Here is a 24938-nt window from a genome sequence, read left to right as displayed (position 1 = left end):
GTTGCGTTTAAAATATAAAGTTAATTTGCACTCATTATTGAAACAAACAACTATGAATAGAACGACTGCCATTTGGGTTCTGGTATTTATCTTCTCCTTAATTTCACCAAATATTTTTGCACAAGAGGTAAATATTGAATTAGGTCCTGATCAAATCGCTCTCAATGAAACTTTCACTATCAAGGTTACGATTTCGAATGACAAGATAAAGTCATACGATCAATTCCCAGAGATCACAGGATTCCAAAAACAGGGGATTTCCCAATCTTCATCCATGAATATTGTCAATGGACAAATGAGTAGCAGCAGTAGCATTATCCAATACTACAAACCCAATCGAAAAGGGGACTATAGACTTGGTAATTTTACAGTGAAAATCAATGGAAATGACTATTCCTCAAGCGGAAAAACCATATCTGTCATAGATGCTCGTGCCGCTCAGAGGCAAAGCAATGCCTTTGATCCATTTGATGAAATGTTTGGCAACTCAAGAGAAGAGCCCGAATTTATCGAAATTGATGACGAAGCATTTTTCGCCACTTCGGTTGATAAGCCTGAGGTTTTTGTAGGAGAAGCATTGAATGTAAGTTTGGCTTTTTATATGGCAGAATCCAATCAAGCGCCATTTCAATTTTATGAGCCTGGCAGGCAGCTAGATGGCATTCTCAAAAAACTAAAACCGAGCAATGCTTGGGAGGAAAATTTTAATATCACCAATATTCAGCCAGAACGTGTCAGCATCTATGGCAAAAACTGGGTGAAGTATAAAGTTTATGAAGCCACATTTTTTCCTTTCTCAGAAGGAGAAATTACGATTCCGTCGATTTCTTGGGAAATGATCAAGTATAAGGTTGCGAAGAATCCGACATTTTTCGGAAACAACAGATTAGAGGATTATAAAACATTCTATTCTGCGGCCAAATCCATCAAAGTCAAGCCACTTCCTCCACATCCTTTAAAGAACGAGGTTAGTGTAGGTGTTTTTCAATTAAGGGAAAATATCAAAACACTCAATGCTGAGACTGGTGAAGGGATTACCTACAACTTCGGTATCAGTGGAGAAGGAAATGTCAATTCCATTTCCAAACCCAAAACCAAACAAATTCAGAAATTGAATACCTACGACCCAAATGTAAGACAACAAGTGAATCGAGGCGTTGGGAAAGTTACCGGAATCAAAGAATTTAGCTACTATTTGACCGTAAACGAACCTGGGGAAATCAAGCTTAGTGATCACTTTGAATGGATTTATTTCAACCCAAATTTGGCAAAATATGATACCCTACGCCCTCAGGCAGTCTTAAACATCACAGGAGAATCGAAGGTAAACCAAGCCATTTCCAACCAACGTCTCGGTGGAATCTATGATTTGATTGAAGTAGAGAACAATAAACTTTCAAACCAGCGATATAAGTACTATTTTTCCATCTTTATCAATCTATTGTTGGCGGTGTCAGTAATACTTATTGCTGTCTTGATTATGAAAAAGAGATAATGGGAAATTCATTTGGGAAACTATTTAAAATAAGCACTTTCGGTGAGTCTCACGGAGAGGGATTAGGTGTAATCATAGACGGTTGTCCTGCGGGGTTAGAAATTGATGAGGCATTTATCAGAAATGAAATGCAGCGAAGAAAGCCTGGGCAGTCTAAAATTACAACACAGAGAAAAGAAGAGGACGAGTTCCGAATTCTATCAGGAGTATTTGAAGGGAAAAGTACTGGTACACCTATCGGGATGGTTATCATGAATACTGACCAAAAAAGTAAAGATTATGGTCATATCGCAGATAAATACAGACCTTCACATGCTGACTACACCTACCAAGAAAAATACGGAATCCGAGATTATAGAGGAGGCGGAAGAAGTAGTGCAAGGGAAACATCCGCTAGAGTAGCAGCAGGAGCGATTGCGAAGATGTTGTTGAAGCATTTTGGAATCAGTATCCAAGCTTATGTAAGCCAAGTAGGTGATTTGAAATTGGATAAAACCTATCAGGAGCTTGATCTAGAACAAACGGAACAAAACATCATCAGATGCCCCGATCCCGAGATGGCAGAGAAAATGATTGATTTCATCGATGACATTCGAAAGTCTAGAGATACAGTGGGTGGCGTAGTTGCATGCGTGGCTAAAGGCGTACCTGCAGGTCTAGGAGAACCAGTATTTGATCGACTCAATGCAGAACTAGGTAAAGCTATGCTGAGCATCAATGCTGTGAAAGGGTTTGAATATGGAAGTGGATTTGAGGGGGTGAAAATGCGAGGTTCGGAGCACAATGATGCTTTCTACACAGAAGGCGAAAGAGTAAGAACTCGAACCAATCATAGTGGAGGAATCCAAGGTGGAATATCTAATGGAGAGGATATTTATTTCAAAGTAGCCTTTAAACCAGTAGCCACTATCATGATCGATCAAGAATCAGTAAACGAAGCTGGTGAGTCTGTGACAGTTTCCGGAAAAGGAAGACATGACCCATGCGTTGTACCAAGAGCAGTTCCAATCGTCGAAGCTATGGGAGCCTTAGTTTTGGCAGATTACCTCTTGTTAAGCAGGTCAAATAAATTGTAATTAATTAACCCAAATACTATGTTTAAAAAAATACCATTACATACCCAGATTATCGCTGGATTGGTTTTAGGTCTTGTTTTCGGTTTGGTGATCGTTCAATTCGGTATTTCTCCCGATTTCACGGTTAATTATATCAAGCCTATTGGGACGATTTTTATTAATGCTTTGAAAATGATTGCTGTGCCTTTGGTTTTAGCATCATTGATTGTGGGCGTATCCAATTTGGGTGATATTTCTAAACTGTCAAGAATTGGGGGCAAGACCATTTTTGCCTATTTGATAACAACTGTAATTGCCATTACTTTGGGTTTACTTTTGGTTAATTTCTTCGAACCTGGAGAACAGTTACCTCAAGAGACTAGAGACAAGTTGATGACTCAATTTGATGCTGCTGCAGGCTCCAAAGCCAGTGATGCCGCTGCCATCAAAGATGCTGGTCCATTACAGCCTATTGTAGATATTGTTCCAGAAAATCTAATTGCAGCAGCAGCCGATAATGGAAGTATGCTTCAGGTGGTTTTCTTTGCCATTATCGCAGGGATCGCTTTGCTTCAGATTCCAAAGGATAAGGCAAAAACGTTCACAGACTTCTTTGATGCCCTCAATGATGTAATTATCAAAATCGTGGAATACATCATGATGATCGCACCATACGGTGTATTTGCATTGATGGCCTCCTTGATAGTCGAGATTGCCGGGGAAAATCCGGAGTCAGCCGTAGAATTACTCTTAGCCTTATTAAAATATACCCTCGTGGTGATGGGTGGATTATTCTTGATCATCGTAGGTGTATATTCCCTAATGCTAAAAGCATTCACTAAAATCCCTTTCAAAGATTTTATTATGGCATTAAGACCAGCCATGCTTTTGGGTTTTTCTACATCGTCAAGCTCTGCAACACTTCCCGTAACCATGAAATTGGTAGAAGAAGAGTTGGGTGTATCTGAGGAAGTCAGCAGTTTTGTACTTCCACTCGGCGCTACGATCAACATGAATGGTACAAGTTTGTACCAAGCAGTGGCAGCGGTGTTTATTGCGCAGGCTTTGGGGATGGATCTTACCCTATCACAGCAATTGACAATTGTCTTGACAGCAACTTTGGCAGCTATTGGTTCAGCAGGTGTTCCTGGTGCTGGATTGATTATGTTGATTATCGTTTTAGAAGCAATTGGTGTTCCTGGAGCAGGTGTCGCCTTGATTATTGCACCAGATAGAATACTAGATATGTTCAGAACAGTAGTCAACATCACAGGTGATGCTGCTGTATGTGTGACGGTGGCTTCTACTGAGGGAGAAATGCCTGCAAGACTAATCAGAGATTCCAACCCATTCACCGCGAATGCTGAAGAAATGGAAAATAAATAACCCTTTAATAACCAAATTGAAAAAGCTACCTTATAAATGGGGTAGCTTTTTCAATTTCTAAATTTTGAGCATTAGAGGGTATATAGTAGGGATATTTATTTATAAAACTGCAGCTTGAACATGCATCCAGTCGAAGTTTCTCTGTCTTCCCAAACTTACCCAGCCTTCTTCTTCCCAAATCCTCCACCAAGCTTCATATTCAGGTTTGGCAAAGGTCGCCTTTTCTCTTCCCCACCTCAATTGATTATTAATCGGATCAAAATCTATTGCGATAGCCCAGCTATGCATACTTGGAAGTGTACCGCCTCTGATCGGCCGATCATTGTAGCAACCCCCAAAATAATCCAATCGAAGATCTTGGATACGTTCGAGGCCATAATGATTCAAAACTTTTTCAAAAATTCGCTCCACACTATCTTTTACTTTTGCATGGCATGTAAATCGATTGATTTGTTGATTGGGGTTCCAAGCAATTTTCAAGGGATATGGAGTATTTGCAAACACCAAACTGCTTCCTTTTGGGCCATAAAAATCCTTGAAAGCTGAGGAGTATTGCTTTGGCCAAGGACTTGGTTTGGTTGAAATTTCTTCAGGACGCCAGATCTCAGGTTGATTTCCAGTTTTTGCTATCAGAAGGCTATTTTCATAGGCATACTGTGTATTTGGACCGAAAAAACCATCAAGTTTTCCCGGATTTTGTCCAAACTGTGTAGTCACATATTGTAGCATGCCCACCAATTTTCTTCTTGCTGACCAATCTTTTGGAATTTGATCTATCGCATCTATTGCCGCGAGGGTCTTTGGACCAAAATCACCATCAATTTCACCATGATACAGTCCCTTTTCTTTGAGCCAAGACTGTACAAAAATTGTTACTTCTCTTGTGTTCATCTAATTATCGTTTAGGTTAAAAATCAATTCTAAAAAAACTAAACCAAAATCTACGAAAATATAAAAAAAAAGTCAAGCTAAAGTGCTGATAATCTGCAATAAAAAAAGCGAGAATATCTTCTCGCTTTTCTTTTATTTACAAGCAATTTTATTCACTCGGGTAGCATGTCTGCCGCCTTCAAATTCAGTAGTCAGAAAAACCTCCGCTAATTCTAGAGCCAAATCAAAGGATATAAATCTTGCTGGAAGAGCTAATACATTCGCATCATTATGCTGTCTTGATAAGGCTGCCAAGTCTTGATTCCAACATAAAGCAGCTCTGATTCCTTGGTGCTTGTTGGCCGTAATCGCTACTCCATTTCCACTGCCACAGATCAGGATTCCTTGTTCGAATTCTCCCTTTTCAATCGCGTCGGCCAATGGATGAACAAAGTCAGGATAGTCAGCAGAAGCATCTGAATAAGGACCAAAATCTTTGATTTCATATCCAGCAGCTTCAAGTTTGGCAATCATTTCCTTTTTATAGGCAAAACCGGCGTGGTCTCCTCCTATTGCGATTTTCTTTGACATGGTTTTATTGTTCTTTTTCTTTAAGTTCTTCTAAAGCCCTTTTCTTTTCGAGCCTTTTGGCAATCATGATTCCTGTTTCATACAGCACCATAATCGGCATAGCAATGATGATTTGACTGATTACGTCTGGCGGGGTAATAATCGCCGAAACAACTAAAATCACGACAATCGAATGTCTTCTATATGATTTCAGCGTAGCTGCTGATACCAATCCAGACATGGAAAGGAAGTAAATCACCACTGGCAACTGAAACATCAATGCTGATGCTAATACAAGCATCACTACTGTAGTCACGTAGGAAGTAATATCAAATTCATTGAGGATACTAGGATCCAACTGGTAATTGGCAAGGAAATTTATCGATAACGGAGATAGGATAAAGTACCCAAATGCCGCTCCCATAAAGAAGAGTAAACTCACAAAAAATACCGCTCCACGAGCAGCATTTCTCTCTTTGCTGTATAATCCCGGACTGATAAATCTCCAAATTTCCCAAAACAAATAAGGAAAAGCCACTACTAAACCTACCACCAAACTCGACGTGATGTGCATAGAAAACTGCCCCGTCATCTGCCTACTTTGAATAGTAAATGGGAGAGTATCTATACAAAGTGCTGGAATATTCAGGTATTCTGATATTCTACACAACACTTGATAGGTAATGAAGGTGATTTTTGATGGACCTAAAATTACTTTCCCGAATACGATGCTTTTGGCTAGGAATGCTGCAATTGTAAATATCAAAACTGCGGAAACGGATCGGAGCAAATGCCAACGCAATTGCTCCAAGTGATCCAAAAAGGACATTCCCTCTTCTTCTTCGTCTTCTTCTCTATACTGATCTAATGCCACCTGAAATTTGAGTAATTAATATAATGGGAATTGAACCATCCAAACGTTTACTTCGGATTTGATTTGTGCTAAGGCAGATTCATCTTCATGATTGCTTAGCGCCTTATCAATTAAAGTAACGATACGCTTCATGTCTGATTCTTTCAATCCTCTTGTAGTGACAGCGGCGGTTCCAACACGCATACCAGAGGTCACGAATGGAGATCTTTTGTCGAAAGGAACCATATTTTTATTGATCGTGATGTCTACTTTTCCAAGGGTCTCTTCAGCGATTTTACCAGTCAAATCTTTGTTGCCAAGATCGATCAACATCAGGTGATTGTCTGTTCCTCCTGAAATGATCTTGTATCCCAACTCCACAAAAGCATCAGCCATTACGCTAGCATTTTTCTTCACCTGAAGGATATACTCCATGTACTCGTCAGAAAGCGCTTCTTCAAAAGCAATTGCTTTAGCTGCAATAATATGCTCCAAAGGTCCACCCTGCGTACCTGGGAAAACACCCGAATCAAGCAAAGCTGACATTTTTCTCAACTCCCCTTTTGGTGTTTTGATACCAAATGGATTATCGAAATCTTCTCTCATCAAAATCAAACCACCTCTTGGACCTCTCAATGTCTTATGCGTAGTCGTAGTCACGATATGACAAAATTCCAAAGGATCATTCAGCAAACCTCTTGCAATCAAACCTGATGGGTGTGAAATATCTGCCAAAAGAAGAGCCCCTACTTGGTCTGCAATATCTCTCAAACGCTCGTAATCCCAATCTCTGCTGTAGGCCGAAGCTCCACAGATCAATAATTTTGGTTTTACCTCAAGCGCGGTAGCTTCTACTTTGTCATAATCAATTAGACCAGTCTCTTCTTCTACTCCATAAAAATGCGGCTTGTATAATTTTCCTGAAAAATTAACTGGCGAGCCATGTGTCAAGTGACCACCGTGTGCCAAATCAAAACCTAAGATGCTATCTCCAGCATTCAAAACTGCAAGAAACACCGCCGCATTAGCTTGTGCACCGGAATGTGGCTGAACATTCGCCCAAGTAGCTCCAAAAAGCTTTTTGGCACGATCTATTGCTAATTGCTCGATCTGATCGACCACTTCGCAGCCACCGTAGTAGCGCTTATTTGGAAGGCCTTCCGCATATTTATTTGTTAGCACACTTCCTGCCGCTTCCATTACCTGCTTACTGGTAAAGTTTTCTGATGCGATCAACTCAATACCTGTCTTCTGACGGTTTTCTTCTTTTGCAATAAGGTCAAAGATTGCCTGATCTCTTTTCATGGATATGATTTTTAATAGGTAGCCCAAAATTAGTTTTATTCGATGGATTATCCAATTGAAAGTAAAGCTAAAAGCCTAACTTAAATGAACTAGCTTATAAAACTTTGAGGACGTATTTTGTTTGAAAAAACTAAATGTTGATCTTATTTGATGTATTTCTTCAAACCTGAAAAAATCCTATTAGCGATCCTTTCCATTCCTAAATCTCCTGGGTGTGTAGCAACGCCAACATTGTCAAATTTACCTATGGCCATGTTTTCTTGGTAATCTCCTAAATCTGAAAGTTCGACTAACTCCCAATTTTGCTCCGCTGCAAGCCTTCTCAGTTGATCGTTGGTAATGGCATTATTCCAAAAAGTGGTGGTTACGATTACTTTTGACGGTCTATCTTCAAAAAAGTAATTCATAAAATTAAGTGATGCAATTTTGAGATTGTCACTTTCTACCGTTGAAGCATCGACATTTTCTCCATATCTGATTACGATAATATCTGGCTTGAAGTCTAACAAAGAATCATAAGCCGCAAAATCGAAATTATCAAACCCTCGCTCAAATGGAAACACATTCACTCCTTTCAAAACAATTTCAGGGGATTCAACTTGCAATTTTGCTCTTAGCTGAGAAATAAAATCTTTACTTGGTTCCGATGCAGCCATTCCCCAAGCATTATTCCAACCAACTTCCGGAGTAGGAGGACACCAAGTTATACTGTTTCCTAAAACAAGAATATTTTTAGGCTTTGGTCCTACCTCTGTCACTTCCTGATCAGAACATCCTATAAAAATCAATGCTACAAAAATTAGATAATATTGTATATTTTTCATCTTTTTCATATAACAAAAAGCTAAACTAGCTTAAAAAGCCTGATTTTAAAAATTCCAAAATAGAAAGATAAGATTTAATGGGTTTTTTGTCTTATATCAACTTTCTGTTTACAATTGACTTGAGGTTTCAAAACTTGATTGCTCTTTTTAGAATCTAATTATTAAAAAATCAAACTATTCGATATAAGTTTTCCCCAAAACTCACAAAACCAAATAACCCTCCAAACTAAATGTCTGAAGGGTTATTTTCACCTGCTAAGTTTATCAAGTCCGCCTTTTTCTCTTGCTTCTTAAAACGGAATCCTCACATTCAGCGCTACATTTCTACCCATCTGATTCACACCAAAAGGTCTGAAGAGGGATAAGTGATCGACGTAAGTTTTGTTGAGCATATTCGATCCGCTGATGTAGATATCAAGCGCTTTTCCACCCATCATCACTTGACTTCCCACATTTAGTCCTAACAAGTAATAACCTGGAGTAGCTTCCTCCAAAGGTGCTTCTCTGTTTTGATCAAAAATGTATGAACCCAAAACACTGATGTATGGATTCTTCAAAGCTCCTACATTATTCAATCTGAAATCAACTGATTGATTCCATCTAAATGCTGGGATATAGGGCAAATAGCTCATATCTGATCTTCTTTGGCCGATAACCATGCTGTAGGAAGTAGATGCTGAAATCCACTTGGCTGCTGTTGGGTGAATATCCAATTCCAACTCACCTCCATATAATCTTGCATCTGCCTGCTCAAATTCCCAAACCGTCAAATCGCCTACAAAATCATCTGTTGGAGCGAAGAAGATATAATTGTCAATGTGATTGTAGAACACCTCTCCTGAGATAGAGAAATTTGACCTGCTGTATCTGACACCAAAATCAGACTGAATATTCTGCTCTCTGACAAAGTCAGCACTTCCTCTTTCAAATCTATTTGTTCCCGGGTGTGGTCCATTGGAAAACAACTCACCCAAATCCGGCGCTCTGAATCCTTGTGCCACATTCAATCTAAACCTCCAAGCAGAATTCGGCCTGAAGGTCGTCCCAGCACTTGCTGTGACACCATCAAAAGTTCTGGTTAATGTTCTGTCTGCTGGCTCTCCAGGAAGCAAGAATCCATAATCAACAATATGATCCGCACTCGCATCTGCTGTTACTTTTCTGTAATCATATCGAATACCACCTTGAGCTACCCACTTGTCTTTGTTGTAGTTCAATAAGAAATAAACCGATCTGTCATCCTTTTTAGCATCAGGAATCAAATATTCATTAGCATCCTCGTAATTCACATTTTGCAAATAAAATCCCTGAACTCCCAAAATCGCTTCAACATTTGGGAATAGCTCTTTGGCGTATTTGATATCATACATGAAGTTGGATTGCCTCAAACCCAAATCCACCTCATCTACTGACCCTTCTACTTCCTCTCTAAAGTTGAAGTGATAGCCGAATGTTGCTTTCAAGCGATCTTCACCAACAAAAATATTTGTCTCTGAATTGATAAAGTGATCTCTTACATCTTGGAAAGGAAGTTGTACTTTTCTGTCTCCACGGTTTGTCACTAATTCACTGACATCTTCCTCATCAATGATTCCGAGGTTTTGTCTCAGATAAGTGTAGCGTAATCTGGTATCTCCCCATTTTTTGCGCAATCCAACTCCCGCTTTGATATTTTGTGTATTGAATCTCGTATTGCCGACAGCATTGCCATCTCCATCCAAATAATCCGCATGTGATTCTGCCGCTGCTCTCAAAGACCATAAAAATCCGTTTTCGCTCGCTCCTTTTGCTCCAGCATCAGTTCGGAAACCTAGAGAATTGCTGTATCCTCTCAAATTCACATCCCCCTCAACAGTTCCTGGAGCAGCATCTTTATCTTCAATCAAATTGACAACTCCTGCCATAGCGCCCGAACCATAAATGATCGATGCCGGACCTTTGATCAATTCAATGTTACCAATCCCCGTTTCTGATAAACCCAAACCATGGTCGGCACCCCATTGCTGATTTTCGAATCTTGCTCCCTGATAGACAGACAAAACTCTACTGAATGACAAACCTCTAATCACGGGCTTACTGATCCCAGGACCTAAAGAGATTTCATTTACGCCAGGTGTTCTGGTAAGTGAAGTCATCAAGCTTGGAGAAGGCATTTTTAGAATGGCATCTCTACTTACTTTTTCGATAGAAATGGGCGAGCTTTCTTTGCTCATGATATATGCTCCTGAGACAACCACTTCATCAATATTAGAAACAGTCTCTTCGAGTTCAATCACAACCTGCCTATTGGATGTACTAAGCCTTACAACTTCTATCTGAGTAGCGTAGCCGATATAGGAAAACTGTACGGTTATATTTCTTTCTGGCATTGATCCAAGTGAAAAAGTGCCATCCAATTCTGTGACCACCCCTCGATTGAGTTCGGGAACGAAAACGGAAACACCGGGAATCGGCTCTCTTGAATTCTTGTCAATGACTTTACCTGTAATATCTCTATTCTGTGATGCCAATGTACCTAGGGAAATAAGGCACATTGCAATTAGTATCATTAATCGCATTGCGTTGATTTTAATTTGGGAAAATAAAACTAGTACTCTCTTTGTCTGTAAAACAAAGGAGATTTAAATCAGAAAAAAATCAAATGCAAGGTGGTCCCCTATGCTCAAATCCAATTTCTATTTCTACAAAAGAGTCTTTTGCTTTTACAAACGTATCTGCTGAAGTTTTTGAAATATCAGGGGATTGAAAATCAAATTGAAAATCAAAAATAAAATACTCAGCATGGGAAATAAGATCTAGGTAAATCAGTTCTTCTTCCGTGTGACCATGATCCGGTAATTCCTGCTGCTCCTCTGTCAGTAGCGGGTGAGCGTGTGTGATGATTCGGCCATTGTCAAGCTCGTGGGAGTGAAAAAAGAATACCCCGTTCGCTAAAACACTTAGCAACAATGCCAAACAGAAGTGGCTAAAAAGAGGTAATATGTTTCTAAATTGACTCACGCTTTACAATAATCTTCAAACTAGATATTTGCTGTTTGGTTGCGAATATAGCGAAGAAAGTTGATTTGACTTTTATAGAATTACTTTTTGATGGTGTTTTGGGGTTTGGGTGGTGGATTTATTTATGATCTGCAATAATCACCAAAAAATTAAGAAATGAATTCAGAGATATTTTTTGACTTTCTTTTATGCTTGACATAATTGATTACATATAACAAACATAAAAGAAACCAAAATATTCCCATTGTAGTCCTGTAATCTGGTCTCCCAAATGATGTTGCATTCATCAAGTCCTCAAAAAGACCATGACCTAATACTGCTACTCCAACAACAGCCCAGATGAAAATAAATATATTGAATGGTATTATAATTTTCATGTGATTGAATGGTATAATTTTTAAATAATATTCAAAGTAAAACTATAACCTTGATTTTAAAAGGAAAACATAACATTTTACACATAAAATATAAGTCTAAAATAATTAACGATTCAAAAATCAATCTGAGCAAAATTGAAGATTTATAAGATTATAGCTTTTTTGACGCTTCCATCACAAATAATTATCCCTAATTTTACTCCGTGATCAATTTTAACTATAGACCGGAAAGTTATTTCAATGGAACAGGGCCGAATACGCTGCTTTGTAAGCTGAGTTATCCTGAAAGTCAGTGGGGTGAGGAAATTAGCATTTATGCCAATGCCTTGGATGGTGTGTATTACTATGAAGCAGTTGACTTTTATGGCAATGAAATCAAACTGAATCCCGAAAAATCTGATCAGCCACTGACGCTTCAAGAGCTGATTTTTATGACGGAGACGATGGATGTGGATCCAAAAAGTGCTCAGGGAAATATTGAATTGACTTTATCAGGAATCCCGCTAGCGGAAAGTCTGATTTACAATCACCTCGAAGCCTATTTTGCCGAAAAGAGAAAGACCTTTGGGATGATCTAAAAATCCAAAATGGTCTCGTAAGCCTTGGATAACACGTGGTTGGTTTTGAACCAGTATTCGTAAGTCTCAAATGAAAGGCAATCCTGTAATTCTACTCCGTGCAAATGGACTTTTTTCAATCCATCAGATGGCAACCAACTCCTCAAGTCGTTCGCCTGATCAATGGTCAGTTGGGATAGTTGCACAAGCTTCTGTCCTTCGATTTCTATGGGTATTAGTTTAGTCATAACTGTCTTATTTTGAACCCAAATCAAATCAAAAAAATTAACTTGTTGGTTAAAACCAAATTACGATTGTGTTAACTTTCGGGGAATTCTGCTTATGACAAACCTTATCATCGTCATCATTTTTCTTCTCGCAGGCATTGGCCTTCAGTTTGTACGGCAAGTACCTGCCAATACCGCACAGTATCTTAACAAATACTTGATCTATGTGGTGTTGCCCATTTTAGCCTTGAAATATATCCCCGAGATTGAGTTGGAACTGTCTCTGCTTTGGCCTATTTCCACTGCTTGGATAAGTTTTGGCATTTCTTGGTTACTTTTTGGCACCTTGGGCAAGCATCTCAATTGGAAAAAATCTCTTACGGGCTGTCTAATCATCACCACAGGATTGGCAAATACTTCTTTTGTGGGTTTTCCTATCGTCCAAGCACTCTATGGAGAAGAAGCACTAAAAATAGCCTTGTTGATCGATCAGGCAGGATCCTTTATTCTTGTCAGCAGTGTTGCTATAATTGTGGCTTCTATCTACTCTGAGGAGAAAAAACGAAAGCGAGATATAACAAGAAAGATCTTGACATTCCCACCATTCATCTTTTTCATCATTGCCTTCATGCTCAATTTATTAGATTTTCAATTTTCTGCTGGGATCTCTGCTATTTTTGATTTAATAGCAAAAACCCTCACCCCTGTTGCGCTGATTGCGGTTGGCCTTCAAATCAAAGTCAGTGCAGATGCTATTCGCTCGCAATACCTTTGGTTAGGTTTAGGGTATAAGTTGGTGTTGATTCCGGCGGTGATCTTTGTTCTTTTTGGGTTTGTATTTCGATTGGAGGACTTTGTCTTCAAGATATCCGTCATCGAAACTGCCATGGCCCCAATGATCACGGGTTCTATCATTGCCATTTCGCACAATTTAGAACCCAAGTTAGCCTCGCTCTTGGTAGGCATAGGAATCCCTCTATCATTTGTGACTATTGGGATTTGGTATTTTATTCTAGGGTAAAAAGTTCTCACTAAGAGGCGCTGAGGGGCAAAGGTCCCAAAAGGAAAAGTTTTGATTATGTATTTCAAAAATCCCCTCTGCGTTCCTTTGCGAACCTCTGCGGCTTAAATATTTTTGCCGCGGTGAAACGCTAAGAAGCGCAGAGGAAAAATAAATCGATAACCTTCAGGGTCATAACTGAAACCCAATATTAATCAAGCTATCCTCACAACTTTAAAACATTCAAACTTTCCAAAGTTAAAACAACATAACCTATGGATCCTCTGCGAGCTATTCACTAATTAGTCCCAGTTTTAGTAGTATCTATCTTCACGGTATCTGGCTTGACGACAGGCCTGGACTTGTTGCCTAAGACTCCACGAAGGATGCTTTTGGCTTCTTCTACTGCTTTATCTTTTGTTTCAGACACCTTTTTCTCTGCTTCTTTTTTGGCACTGTCTTGAAGTGCTTCTGACCTGGATTTTAATTCACTCTTGATGCTATCTTCTGCAGCTTTAAATTGCTCAGTCGCTTTTGCTTGCAAATTTTCCTTTTCAGAACTTACTCTTGATCTCAAAGCATTTGTCAGCAAACTCTCGATTGAATTTTCTCCAGAAAGCCCAATTTTAGGACTGTTGTATGTTCCTCCAAGATTGATAGAAACTGGAATAAGCGTAGAACCTGTAGCTTCTGTACCTGAAATAGTTGCTAGCAAATTATTGGCTTGAGAACCGAATTTACCTGCGGGAACTTGCATGTTGATCAGATAATTAATGGATCCATCAAAACCAGTACTTCCTTGGATATTGGCTTGATAATCCCAAAGTTTCAGATCAACAGGCCTTAGACTTAGCATCCCATCTTCTATATCTATCGGCAAGTTTAGATTTTTAAATTGAATCGTATTGGTATCATTTAACTTGGTCAGACTAGTCACTCCTTTTAAAACAGGGCTGTCTTTCAATGCGGCATCGAGGATCCTCAATATTCCCTTACCATCCAAAGATGCTAATATTGGCATCATATCCTGACCTAAGAGTCCAGCAAAATCAAACTTTGTGGAAAATTTCCCAGTCAAATGCTGAGCCACTGGGGCAAGTACTTTTACGGTATTGAGTGAATTAAATGCCTCTGCAATACTCAAGTCAATTACATTGAAATTCAAATCAAATTTTGGAGCTGTAAGATCACGAGGATCATAGGATCCATTCATGACTACTTGACCACCTAGCGTGGCCATAGAAGCTTCTCGAAAGGTTAAAATTCCCTCACGCAGTGTCATGCTGCCTTTCACTTGCTTTAGGTTCAAATTGTCATAAAGCACTTCGTTGGCAGCAATATCCATGGTAAAGTCAATGTTCTTCGGCAATTCGATCACGGTCAACTCCGAATCTTCTGAATCGCCGGATTCAACCATCCATTGGTTCACATTGAATTTTGGTGATTGTAATGCAAGCTGTCCTTTGAGCGTTTCATCATCCTTCAGGAAATAATTCATGTAATTGGACAAGAAACCTGAAGCGGTCAGTGGACTTTCGCCAACTCGTGCGTCAAATTTTGTCAAATTGATTCTTTCTGGAGTGAAATCTGCTTTGGCATCATTGATCCTAATTCCTTGTGGCAAGTCTGTTGACGTGTAATAGAATTTCTGAACCAACATTTCTCCACGCGTATCCAATCGGTTGAATCTTCCTTCCTCTACATCTTTGTATGATCCTTTTGATTTCAGATCGGCGATGATTTTCCCTTCCATGATGGTATTTTCAATAGGAAAAATGGCCATCATTTTCCCTACATCAACAGTTCCCTCTATCGCACCATCCCAATTCAACAATTCAAAATCCTGAATCCTCATGTTTCCATTGATTCTTTCATCTTCCAGTTCAAAACCAAAATTGCTCAGGTTGACCAAGAAATCATTCATATTTCCACTTGTATTCAAGATACTTGCGTTGACATTCAGCTTATCGATCGGGGCAGGATAATCAGCGCTTTTCACATATCCATTGGTGAGGAACATTTTGGCATCGATACTCGGAATGATATTGGCAACAGAATCATATCTGCCTTTTGCCGTAGCATTGACATCGAGCATGCCTTTCAGCGTCATTCCTTCAATCGGAAAAATAGAAGTCAATTCTTCCAAATTCAATTTCCCGACCAGATTCCCATCAATATCATAAGTCACTAAGTTTTCTAAAAGCAAACGACCAGAAATCGGATTGCTTCCGAAATTCATGTTGAATGCCGAAATATCGACTTTGGTCAAATCCAAGTTGTCCGTTGTATTGACCACTTTCATGGCCACATTGATATTGCTGACAGGTTTTGGCAAATCAGGATATTGGAACATCCCATCTACCACATTCAAATTGATATCGAATGAAGGAAAGCTATTGTCATTATAAATTCCTTTGAAAAACCCCTTGAAATCCATCGTTCCAGAGGTTTTGATTCCTTCAAAACTTTCTGAGTAGATTCCTGGAACGAGAGACAGGATGCTTTTGAAGGTATTGTCTTTTCCTGCAAACTCTATGTCAAATTCAATATCATCAGCTGGTAAGGCAACGTAACCAAAGAGATCAAAAAGGAAATCATTAACTGTAAATTCACCATCTGAGAATGCAAACTTCATGTTTTCCATATCCACATCCACATTGGTGTTCCCTCTAAAGCTTTTGTTTCTCAGGTAATTCGTGCCCTCGTAAGTTACATCAGCAATTAAAGCATTCATTTCCACTGGCAGTTTGTACACGTCTGCGGTAAAGTTTCCTTTCCCTATCATGCGGACATTTCCAAGAGCCATAAAATAATCCAATTGCCTATCGTCATAAATGAAATTGAGGTTCTTGACTTCGATCAGGTCAACACCAATTTCAAAAGTGCTTTCAGATTCAGCTATCTCTTCTGAAGGAATTGTAATATCATAATTGGCTTGGCCATCTTCGAGCACTTTTACATAAATGCTACCACCATCCAAATGCATCCCCGATAGCGAAGGTGTATCTGCAAAAAGTACAGACCTCAAATTGAAATCTACTTGCAGTTGATCCACATGAACTAGCGTATCATTTTGGAAAGGAGAATTTCCTGTAATACCAAATTCACGCAATGTCACGCTGACATCAGGAAAGCGCTTGAAAACACTCAAACTGATGTTGTTGAAATCGTAGTGAACTTGTGCATTGACAGACTGAGCAATTTCCTTGTCGATGCGCTCAATGATTTTATCTTTAAAAATAAATGGCACTGCTATCAAAGCAACCAAGAGAAAAGCAAAAACTGTCAGTATGATAATGAATGTCTTTTTCATAAAATAGAATTTTTAATCCCAAATACTTTAAACGTAAAGTGATAGAAAGTAGAGAAGCGATAAATGAAAAAGAATTAGAAAAGGATTATTTATTCCAGATTTGGTCAAGTTCCTTCCAAAGTTCTTCATGAACAGGTTTATTTCCAGCAATAATTTCTCTTCCAAAGATGAAGTCATCGCCTTTTTTGAAATCTGTTACTTTTCCACCTGCTTCTTGTACAATCAAAGACCCTGCCGCTACATCGTAGGAGTTGAGGTTGTACTCGAAATACGCATCCATTCTACCGCAGGCCACATAACATAAATCAGCAGCAGCACTTCCGAGTCTTCTTAATCCATGGGATTTTTGCATCAAAACCTTCATGATTTCTAAGTATTCATCAATCTGAGCAAAAGCACTATAAGGAAAACCCGTGGCAATCAAGCTTTGAGAAAGTGATGGTGCAGCACTGACATGAATTGGCGTGTCATTGCAGAAAGCTCCATGACCTTTGAGGGCATAGAAGCATTCATGAAGATTCACTTCATACACTACCCCTAGTACAATTTCATTGTCTTTCATCAAACCAATACTCACACAGAAAACAGGGATTCCATGAATAAAATTAGTAGTGCCATCAAGTGGATCGATGATCCAAGTGTAATTTTTATTTTCTTCCTCTCGAGTACCTTCTTCTGTGATAAACCCTGCTTCAGGCAAGACCTTCGAAAGTTTGTCAACAATGATCTTTTCTGCCTCCTTATCCACGTAGGAAACGAGGTCGTTCAGTCCTTTTTCTTCTACTTTTTTGAGGTCAAAATGCTGACGCTCTTTTCTGATAAAAGCGCCCGCTTCTTTGGCAATACTCTTAGTCTGATCAAGGACTTGACTTAAATCAATCATGGTTTTGAGTTGGTTGAGTTGATATTTTTTATTAGATACTTGTGGATATTATATGGGGATGCCTTTGGAAACTAATTAACTGATAACCAATAACTAGCTATCTTAACATTAAAATATCCACAAATATCATTTTCTATTTCCCTTGCACCACTAAGACGATTTCTCCTTTGATCGGATGCTCTTCGTAATAGGTAATCAGTTCGGCCAAGGTTCCCCTGACGTTTTCTTCGTAGATTTTTGTTAATTCTCGAGAAACACAAGCCATGCGCTCTTCTCCAAATGCCTCGGAAAATTGCACCAAAGTTTTCATAAGGCGATGAGGTGATTCATAAAAGATCATGGTTCTTTCTTCTTCGAGCAAACTCTCGATTCTGGTTTTTCTTCCTTTTTTATGGGGGAGAAATCCTTCAAAAGTAAATCGATCATTGGGCAGCCCAGAATTTACCAATGCAGGAACAAAGGCAGTAGCTCCCGGAAGACAATTCACCTCAAGTCCTGCTTCCCGCGCAGCTCTGACAAGGAGAAAACCTGGATCTGAAATCGCAGGTGTGCCCGCATCGCTACACATCGCCATTACTTCACCTCTTTCCATTCGCTCGATCAATTTCTCAACAGTCTTATGCTCATTGAAAATATGATAGCTTTGAAGTGGTCTTTGGATTTCAAGGTGTTTGAGTAGCCTCCCTGTCGTTCTTGTATCTTCGGCAAGGATGACATCTACTGATTTGAGAACTTCGATAGCACGTAGTGTAATATCACCTAGATTACCAATCGGTGTGGGGATCAGGTAGAGATGAATATGTTTATCTTCTGGCATCTTAAATTTTGTCGATCGCAGCGGCTAACTTTTTGTCTTTCTCTGTTACCACATTTCCTTTGTCATGGGTTGTAAGCTCGATCGTTACCGAGTTGTAAACATTGCTCCAATTCGGATGGTGACCTTGAGCTTCTGCCAAAAAAGCAACTCTTGTCATAAAAGCAAAAGCTTCTTGGAAGTCACCAAATTCAAAAGTTCTTACCAGTTTATTATTTTCTTCTTTCCACATCTTGTTTTTGATTTAAAGTGAGATTACGCCTTCTATTTTAGAAGCACGTTCATAAACATCCAACACCATGCCACTTGATCCCATCATGGCTTGAATAGTTACACTCACATATTTTCCTTTGCTAGAGCTTTTGGTTTCGATTGCATTATTTGGCAAAAGAGCAGCTACTTCATGTTCTTGTCCCGCGGGAACGATAAATTTAAACATATACAAAGCCGGAAAGGTCATCTGAGCTTCTAGTTTTTCCTTGAAAGCTTCTTTATCGAATGTCTTGTTCATATGATTACGAATTTAAGGGATAAACGTGATTGAAAAAAATAAAAAAGTCAACAGACGATGGTCAACGGTCCACGGAAGATGGAAATGATCCAAACACATTCTTTTTAGTGGATAATACCAGCAGAAAAGAAAAATTGTGTTACACAAAAAAACCCGTGAGTTCGTCACGGGTTTTTTGTAATTATTATTCTTTCTTAGAAGAATTTGTATCTGTAGTCTTTCACTTTAGCCAAATCCTCTAATGCCATCATAATCATGTAGGCAGTTCTCTGGGAATTGTTTTGAGTGATTTGATTTTGGAAGCTTGTATAATCTGCTACTTCACCTGCTGGAGTGATTGAATTCAATTTAGCAACGATAACTCCAACATCTTCATGAATTGGTTTGGTCATCTCTCCTGAGTTTTTCAATCCGAAGATTGCTCCAATTGCTTTTGGTGCAAAACCTACGCCAGGCAATACACTAGCACCTAGATTCAAATCAGCTGTATTTCCTAAAGAAGCGGCATCATCAAATGTTGCTTTCATTTCTTCAAGCGTTGCCATTCCTTTGATTTTTTCAGAGATTTTTGCAGCTTTCTTTTCATTTCTTACTTGGATAGTTGCCTGTACTCTCGCTTGCTCAACTGATGCAGTACCTTCTTCATATATACCTCTCAAAGAAGCTACAACATAGCTATTGTCTAATTCAAATACTTGAGAAACACCACCCACTGAAGCATCATTGAATGCCCATCTGATGATTTCTCTTGCGTTGGTTTGATTGTTTAAGTTTCTAGCAAATGCATCTACTCCATTTGCTTGAATGATTCTGTAGTTTGAAGCTTCAGCATTTGATTTGAATTCACTCGCATTTCCAGAGTTTGCCGCAAAAGCATCTGCATTTCTAAATGCATCATTTCTGGTCGCATCACTTGGACCTAGTTCTAATTCAATCGTTGCAACCTTGGTTGTCTCAGTCTTTGGCATCTCTGTCACATTGATAATGTGGAAGCCATATTCTGTTTCGACCAATGTATTAATCAAACCAGTAGATTTAGCCGCGAAAACTGCATCTGCAAATTCAGTCACGAAGTCTTCTTTTGCAAACCAACCTAAGTCACCACCTCTTTGAGCAGTACCGTCCTGTCCATATTGAGATGCTGCTGTCGCAAAGTTTAATCCTTCTTGGATATCTTTCAATACTTCTTCTGCACTTGCTCTTACCTCTGCTTTTGCAGCGTCTTCAAGGCCATTCGTTCCGAAAAGAATATGACTCGCACGCATTCTTGCCGTGCCATTATATTTCGAATTGATTTTATAAGAAACATAAGTTGAATTAGGCGTAATAAATGGACCATAAGTCTCACCTGCTACAATTTCATCTACATTCAAAGTCAATGACTCTGGAAGGTTATCACCTGGAAGATATGTTCTAAAAGGATTTTCACCCTCTGAATTTCTGATTGCAAAAGCAGAGTCGGTCTCAGTAGCTCTCAATTCCTCTGTTAAAGTTGTGATTTCAGAAATCACTCTCGCAGAGTCTTCACTGCTTGGCTGAAGTTCAAAAACCACATAGTCTAGATCCGCAGAATTAGACACTTTAAATTTGTCTTGATGCTTGCTGATGTAAGCCTTCAAGTCTGCATCTGAAACTTCTACTTCAGAATCTGGAACAGCATAGAATGGAATGAATACATGATCCACATCGGCAATGCTATTAGACGCTTTGTGCTGTAGTTTAGCTTCAGCTGTCGTGGCGTACTCAGAAGTAGCCAACAAGTTGTCATATTTGATTCTCAATCTCGCATCAGCAAAAAGCTTTTCTTGCTGTGCCCAAAAAGCTCTTTGCTCTGGACCCGCAGTTTCTAAACTCTGAAGAAACGTAATCAATTGACTTCGGTCAAATTCACCTGTAGCGGGATTTACCAACTGTTGTCTTAATTCAGCAACGATATTTTGACCTTGAACCATGTCTACCAATTCCGCATCGGAGATAGTAAGACCTAATTCTTCATATTGGTCTTTGAAAACCTTCTCGACGATCAATGCTTGCCACGCTTGTTCACGTATGCTATACATCTCCGGCTCTGATGGAGTTCTACCTGTATTCTGCTGGAAAGAGAATTTGACATCCTCTATTTTACGAAGGTATTCTTCATAAGAAATACTTTCACCTGCAATCTCACCTACTTCATTGGAATTGCCACCCAAAAGGGTTGAATTAGGGCTCAATATGTCTCCTCCTACGAGGAAAAATATCAAACCTACTGCAATTACACCGATTGCAAGACCTGTTCTCTGTCTGATTTTTTTAATTAATGCCATTCTTCTGGTTTTTTGAAGTGCCGCAAAATAATTACATCTAAAGCTAAATTCAAAATATTATCGCTGTCAATAAATTACTTCTTGGAAATTAGTGCGGAATTGACTTTGATTTTCAAAGTATCTATGCGGTGGTCCTGCTTGGCCACTACGGTAAAGGTAAATGCCCCATAGGTGACGGATTCACCTTTATTGGGGATATTTTCAGCCAATGAAATCACCAAACCAGAGAGTGTTTCGAACTCTCCATATGGCAATTCCCAGTTATATTTATCATTCAAATAATCTATCTCATGTCGGGCGCTCATCAGGTATTCGTACTCGGAAACCTTCTGTTCTACCAAATCATCATTGTCATACTCGTCTTGAATCTCTCCAAATATCTCTTCGATGATGTCTTCCATGGAAACAATTCCACTGGTTCCACCAAATTCATCCACTACTAAAGCCAAACTTTTACGCTCTTGAATAAATTGTACCAAAAGCTCATTAGCAAGAGCCGATTCTGGAACAATAATGATCGGAGTTAGAATATCTTCAATGGTCTTCGGCTTCTTGAATAATTCTAATTGATGACAATACCCAATTACATCATCAATCGTCTCGCGGTAAACGATGATCTTTGAATGACCACTTTCAGCAAAGACTTCTTTCAATTCGATAATACTCTCATCAATCTCTACCGCGGCAATATCTGTACGGGGAACCATGCATTCCCTCACTCGAATGGTTTTGAATTCTACGGCATTATCAAAAATCTTAGAATCGACCTCCACTTTAGCATCTTCTCCTGCTGCATGTAGGTTATTTTGAATAAAACTATTCAAGTCTGTAACCTTAAAAACTGGCTTGTCTTCAGAATATTCTAATCTCAAAACATGGGTGATAAAAAACCTGGAAAGACCTACCACAAACCACACCACCGGATACATGATGATGTAAATAATCATAAATGGCACAGAAAGTCCCGCCAACAAACTGTTCGGATTGAGCATAAAAATACTCTTGGGAATAAACTCAGCCGTGATCAGCACCAATATGGTAGAAAGCACAGTCTGAATCAGCATGATACTGACTTGATTGTCAAAATTATCTGGAACCCAACCCTGAATCCAAGGCTCGAGAAGACTCGCCATGAAGATACCGTATAGCACCAAAGCAATGGTGTTTCCAATTAAAGTTGTGCCTATAAATTGCCCAGGTCTTTTTACAAAGTTGGAAAGGATTTTTCCTGATAATTGGCCTTGCTTGCTTTGAAGCTCAATTTGAAGCTTATTTGCCGAAATAAAAGCAATCTCAACGCCCGAAAACAGGCCTGAAAAAATTAGTGTAATCAATACATAGGTAAAATACTGATATTCCATTACTTCCTTTTACTGGATTTTTTAGCTTTTGACTGCTGCTCCTTTTCTTTTTCTTCAAAGATAGCAGCGTTTTTCCGATATCTGTACCAAAATAAAAAAACTACTGCCAGCATAAAGACTGGATAAGACAAAGAGATTCCTGTCGTTATCGTCAAATGCGTACCTATTATCACCAAAGCGGCAGATAATGATAAAAGAATTATATCTAGTAATTTCATCTATTAACAATTATTTTCCAATGTTACTCTGGAATTTGGCGTTGATTATCATCTCCCTGAACATCCGTTTTGTTCTGCTTGATTTCATTCTCTTCACCCGGAATGATCGTCCTACTGTCAATCACTTTCTTGATTTCATATTCACTGAATGATTCATCCGCTTCCATCCCAGTACCCTTAATCAAGCGCTGAGGATCTTGGATGGTGACGAATTTCTCCGTGTATATTCTTTTTGTGGTCGGGTTCCAAAATAATTCCTCAGAAGCCAATTTTTGCTGTTTTTCCATGTTCTCCACCTGCACATCCCCTTCTCCTCTGTAAACATCATCTTTTCTGATGTAATATCCTCTGTCCGCACGGATCGTGGTCGTGAGTTCTCCTTTGTCATCGTAAAAGAATATTTCTATTCCTTCGGGAAATTCATAATCTCCACTAGAGAACTCTAATTGTTTTTTGGCCTTGAGATTGATTTTGATCTGCGTACTATCGGAGTGAACGAGGTCAATGTCATATCCTATACCTGTAGGACCAAGATAGGACTCCATAAAACTCGTATCCACCTCTTCCTTGCAAGAACTAAAGCTCACTACAAGTAGAATAAATACAAAGGACAGTAATCTCAACATGGATCAAATATACGTAATGCTTAAAAACAGAAAAAAGGCGGTTTTAAAACCGCCTTTTTAATATCTAAATAATTTTATTCTTAGTCTCTTGTTGCCAAAGTTACAGTCTCACCAATCCAACATCCTGTATTAATGGTGGAACCTGGCTGTAAACCTTCAGTAAATAACTCCTCTTTAGAGGGGAACTGGGCTCTCGCTGAGGCCATTCCAGAAGAACTTCCTGCTCTTTGGTAAGCATTGTAAGCTGCGATATATACTGATCTGTCTTTTGCTCTACTTACGCCACCTTTACAATCGTTAAATGATTCCATATACAATTGCGCTACAGTTAACCAAGCGTCTTTTGCTCTTTCTGGATCTAACTTTGCAGCTTCCATAGCAGCAGATCTAGCAGCACTTTTTCTTCCTGCTTGTGCATGTACTTTAGACAAGTCCATGTACACATCAGCTTTTTGACTGTCATCCTCAGCAAGTGTCAAAGCCTTCTCCAAGATCGGTTGCGCTTTATCATATTCTCTATTTTGCAAGTATCTCAATGCTCTTACTTGAGACGTAGCGAATGTTGGATTTTTAGAATCTATTAACTCCAAAGAAGTCATAAACGCTTCTGTATTTGTGCATTTATATTGTACAGAATATTTGAAGATTTGATTAGCTAAAGCTTCATCACCCATATTAGCTTTTAATTTCTTGCCTAAGGTATTTTCAATGAAGTCACAATCAATCAGTTCCATTGCAACAATTAATTGATCTCTTGTTGAAATTGGTACAGAAACATCAGTTCCATTCGATTCAGCCATCTCAACAAAAGAAGTTATTTCATCATATTTACTAATGATTTCTTCTTTTGAATATGCTTTATTGTAAGCATAATTTCGATAAACTAAATCATAATATGCTTGAAGCAACTGAGCTGATTCAAAATTCTTATTCACTTCAATTACCCTTTCAAATGATTTTATAGAAGCTGGTATTTTAGCTTTATCAGTTCTATAATAAATGTAAGAATAGAAAGCTTTATTTTCGATCCATCTTGCTTCATTATCAAATTTCTCTTTTCTAAGATCGAAAACTGTAATTACAGAATCCTGATAAACTCTTTTTTGAGCTTCATCTGAAACAGCACCAGCAGCTCCATGATATACTTTTACACCATTGATGTATATAGATTCATTCAAATCAGGAGCATTCACCAATAACCAGCTGAGTGGTTTGGTTGCTTCTACAAATTGTTCTGAGTTCATATAATCTACATAAGCAGCATTATACTCTCTAGCTGTTTTTTCTTTTTCTTCATCAGATGGCCAATTCCATCCGTCCTGTGCTTGGGCAAATCCCACCACCATGAAGGTCACTATCCCGGCTAATACAAATTTAAGTTTCATAG

General features: G+C 38.9%; 24 protein-coding genes. 5 read left to right on the top strand and 19 right to left on the bottom strand.

Annotated elements, in window-relative coordinates:
* Positions 1-52: 52 nt before the first annotated feature.
* From IEV57_RS02180 to IEV57_RS02170, 3 genes are read left to right on the top strand one after another with little or no spacing between them, the layout of a single operon-like run.
* A complete protein-coding gene (locus tag IEV57_RS02180) occupies positions 53-1495 on the top strand; it encodes a BatD family protein (protein ID WP_188439152.1) in 1443 nt (480 codons plus the stop codon).
* Complete coding sequence (gene aroC / locus IEV57_RS02175; protein ID WP_188439150.1) at positions 1495-2571, top strand: chorismate synthase; 1077 nt, start codon at positions 1495-1497, stop codon at positions 2569-2571. Before IEV57_RS02180 ends, aroC begins: the two co-directional genes overlap by 1 nt.
* Before the next feature lie 18 nt (positions 2572-2589).
* Positions 2590-3936, top strand: coding sequence for a dicarboxylate/amino acid:cation symporter (locus IEV57_RS02170; RefSeq protein WP_188439148.1), 1347 nt, complete (start codon positions 2590-2592; stop codon positions 3934-3936).
* Between the two features lie 99 nt (positions 3937-4035).
* On the opposite strand, the gene IEV57_RS02165 is transcribed toward IEV57_RS02170, so the two are convergent.
* The 8 genes from IEV57_RS02165 to IEV57_RS02130 all read right to left on the bottom strand — a co-directional run bounded on the left by IEV57_RS02165 (position 4036) and on the right by IEV57_RS02130 (position 11735).
* Entirely contained in the window at positions 4036-4827 is a 792-nt protein-coding gene (locus IEV57_RS02165) for a M15 family metallopeptidase (protein WP_188439146.1), read from the bottom strand.
* Positions 4828-4959: 132 nt separating this feature from the next.
* Positions 4960-5397 carry a ribose 5-phosphate isomerase B gene (gene rpiB / locus IEV57_RS02160; protein WP_188439145.1) on the bottom strand — a complete coding sequence of 146 codons (438 nt, stop codon included), beginning with the start codon at positions 5395-5397 and terminating at the stop codon, positions 4960-4962.
* Positions 5398-5401: 4 nt separating this feature from the next.
* Entirely contained in the window at positions 5402-6250 is an 849-nt protein-coding gene (tatC, locus tag IEV57_RS02155) for a twin-arginine translocase subunit TatC (RefSeq protein ID WP_188439144.1), read from the bottom strand.
* 15 nt (positions 6251-6265) lie between these two features.
* The gene (gene glyA, locus IEV57_RS02150) at positions 6266-7534 is read right to left on the bottom strand and encodes a serine hydroxymethyltransferase (protein ID WP_188439143.1); all 1269 of its coding nucleotides are present in this window, start codon (positions 7532-7534) and stop codon (positions 6266-6268) included.
* A 143-nt stretch (positions 7535-7677) separates the two neighbouring features.
* The gene (locus tag IEV57_RS02145; protein WP_188439142.1) at positions 7678-8358 is read right to left on the bottom strand and encodes an SGNH/GDSL hydrolase family protein; all 681 of its coding nucleotides are present in this window, start codon (positions 8356-8358) and stop codon (positions 7678-7680) included.
* 290 nt (positions 8359-8648) lie between these two features.
* Complete coding sequence (locus IEV57_RS02140; RefSeq protein ID WP_188439140.1) at positions 8649-10916, bottom strand: TonB-dependent receptor; 2268 nt, start codon at positions 10914-10916, stop codon at positions 8649-8651.
* Positions 10917-10995: 79 nt separating this feature from the next.
* The gene (locus tag IEV57_RS02135; protein ID WP_188439138.1) at positions 10996-11358 is read right to left on the bottom strand and encodes a DUF8478 family putative metalloprotein; all 363 of its coding nucleotides are present in this window, start codon (positions 11356-11358) and stop codon (positions 10996-10998) included.
* 149 nt (positions 11359-11507) lie between these two features.
* Positions 11508-11735, bottom strand: coding sequence for a hypothetical protein (locus IEV57_RS02130; protein ID WP_188439136.1), 228 nt, complete (start codon positions 11733-11735; stop codon positions 11508-11510).
* 203 nt (positions 11736-11938) lie between these two features.
* On the opposite strand from IEV57_RS02130, the gene IEV57_RS02125 reads away from it, so the two are divergent.
* Complete coding sequence (locus tag IEV57_RS02125) at positions 11939-12313, top strand: UDP-glucuronosyltransferase (protein WP_188439134.1); 375 nt, start codon at positions 11939-11941, stop codon at positions 12311-12313.
* On the opposite strand, the gene IEV57_RS02120 is transcribed toward IEV57_RS02125, so the two are convergent.
* Positions 12310-12540, bottom strand: a complete 231-nt coding sequence (locus tag IEV57_RS02120) for a hypothetical protein (protein WP_188439133.1) — start codon at positions 12538-12540, stop codon at positions 12310-12312. The two genes, IEV57_RS02125 and IEV57_RS02120, sit on opposite strands and share 4 nt — an antisense overlap.
* Positions 12541-12634: 94 nt before the next feature.
* Here IEV57_RS02120 and IEV57_RS02115 point away from each other — a divergent pair, with 94 nt between their 5' ends.
* On the top strand, positions 12635-13540 hold the full coding sequence (locus tag IEV57_RS02115; protein ID WP_188439131.1) for an AEC family transporter: 906 nt from the start codon (positions 12635-12637) through the stop codon (positions 13538-13540).
* Between the two features lie 277 nt (positions 13541-13817).
* Here the strand turns inward: IEV57_RS02115 and IEV57_RS02110 are convergent, their stop codons facing one another.
* The 10 genes from IEV57_RS02110 to IEV57_RS02065 all read right to left on the bottom strand — a co-directional run bounded on the left by IEV57_RS02110 (position 13818) and on the right by IEV57_RS02065 (position 24936).
* Positions 13818-16832, bottom strand: coding sequence for an AsmA-like C-terminal region-containing protein (locus IEV57_RS02110; protein ID WP_188439129.1), 3015 nt, complete (start codon positions 16830-16832; stop codon positions 13818-13820).
* Positions 16833-16917: 85 nt separating this feature from the next.
* Entirely contained in the window at positions 16918-17715 is a 798-nt protein-coding gene (locus tag IEV57_RS02105) for an inositol monophosphatase family protein (RefSeq protein ID WP_188439127.1), read from the bottom strand.
* 133 nt (positions 17716-17848) lie between these two features.
* Complete coding sequence (gene rsmI / locus IEV57_RS02100; protein WP_188439125.1) at positions 17849-18532, bottom strand: 16S rRNA (cytidine(1402)-2'-O)-methyltransferase; 684 nt, start codon at positions 18530-18532, stop codon at positions 17849-17851.
* A gap of 1 nt (position 18533) precedes the next feature.
* The gene (locus IEV57_RS02095) at positions 18534-18761 is read right to left on the bottom strand and encodes a 4a-hydroxytetrahydrobiopterin dehydratase (RefSeq protein WP_188439123.1); all 228 of its coding nucleotides are present in this window, start codon (positions 18759-18761) and stop codon (positions 18534-18536) included.
* A 12-nt stretch (positions 18762-18773) separates the two neighbouring features.
* On the bottom strand, positions 18774-19040 hold the full coding sequence (locus IEV57_RS02090; RefSeq protein WP_188439121.1) for a DUF493 domain-containing protein: 267 nt from the start codon (positions 19038-19040) through the stop codon (positions 18774-18776).
* A gap of 194 nt (positions 19041-19234) precedes the next feature.
* On the bottom strand, positions 19235-21346 hold the full coding sequence (locus IEV57_RS02085; RefSeq protein WP_188439119.1) for a peptidylprolyl isomerase: 2112 nt from the start codon (positions 21344-21346) through the stop codon (positions 19235-19237).
* Between the two features lie 74 nt (positions 21347-21420).
* Positions 21421-22707, bottom strand: a complete 1287-nt coding sequence (locus IEV57_RS02080) for a hemolysin family protein (RefSeq protein WP_188439117.1) — start codon at positions 22705-22707, stop codon at positions 21421-21423.
* Entirely contained in the window at positions 22707-22925 is a 219-nt protein-coding gene (locus IEV57_RS02075) for a hypothetical protein (RefSeq protein WP_014771806.1), read from the bottom strand. Before IEV57_RS02075 ends, IEV57_RS02080 begins: the two co-directional genes overlap by 1 nt.
* A 23-nt stretch (positions 22926-22948) precedes the next feature.
* A complete protein-coding gene (lptC, locus tag IEV57_RS02070; protein WP_188439115.1) occupies positions 22949-23551 on the bottom strand; it encodes an LPS export ABC transporter periplasmic protein LptC in 603 nt (200 codons plus the stop codon).
* A gap of 80 nt (positions 23552-23631) precedes the next feature.
* Entirely contained in the window at positions 23632-24936 is a 1305-nt protein-coding gene (locus IEV57_RS02065) for a tetratricopeptide repeat protein (RefSeq protein ID WP_188439113.1), read from the bottom strand.
* Positions 24937-24938 lie beyond the last annotated feature (2 nt).

It is taken from the genome of Belliella aquatica (assembly GCF_014637795.1).
Classification (GTDB): Bacteria; Bacteroidota; Bacteroidia; order Cytophagales; family Cyclobacteriaceae; genus Belliella; species Belliella aquatica.
The sequence above is the reverse complement of the archived record's forward strand: the minus strand, read 5'-3'. Positions and strand labels throughout refer to the sequence as shown.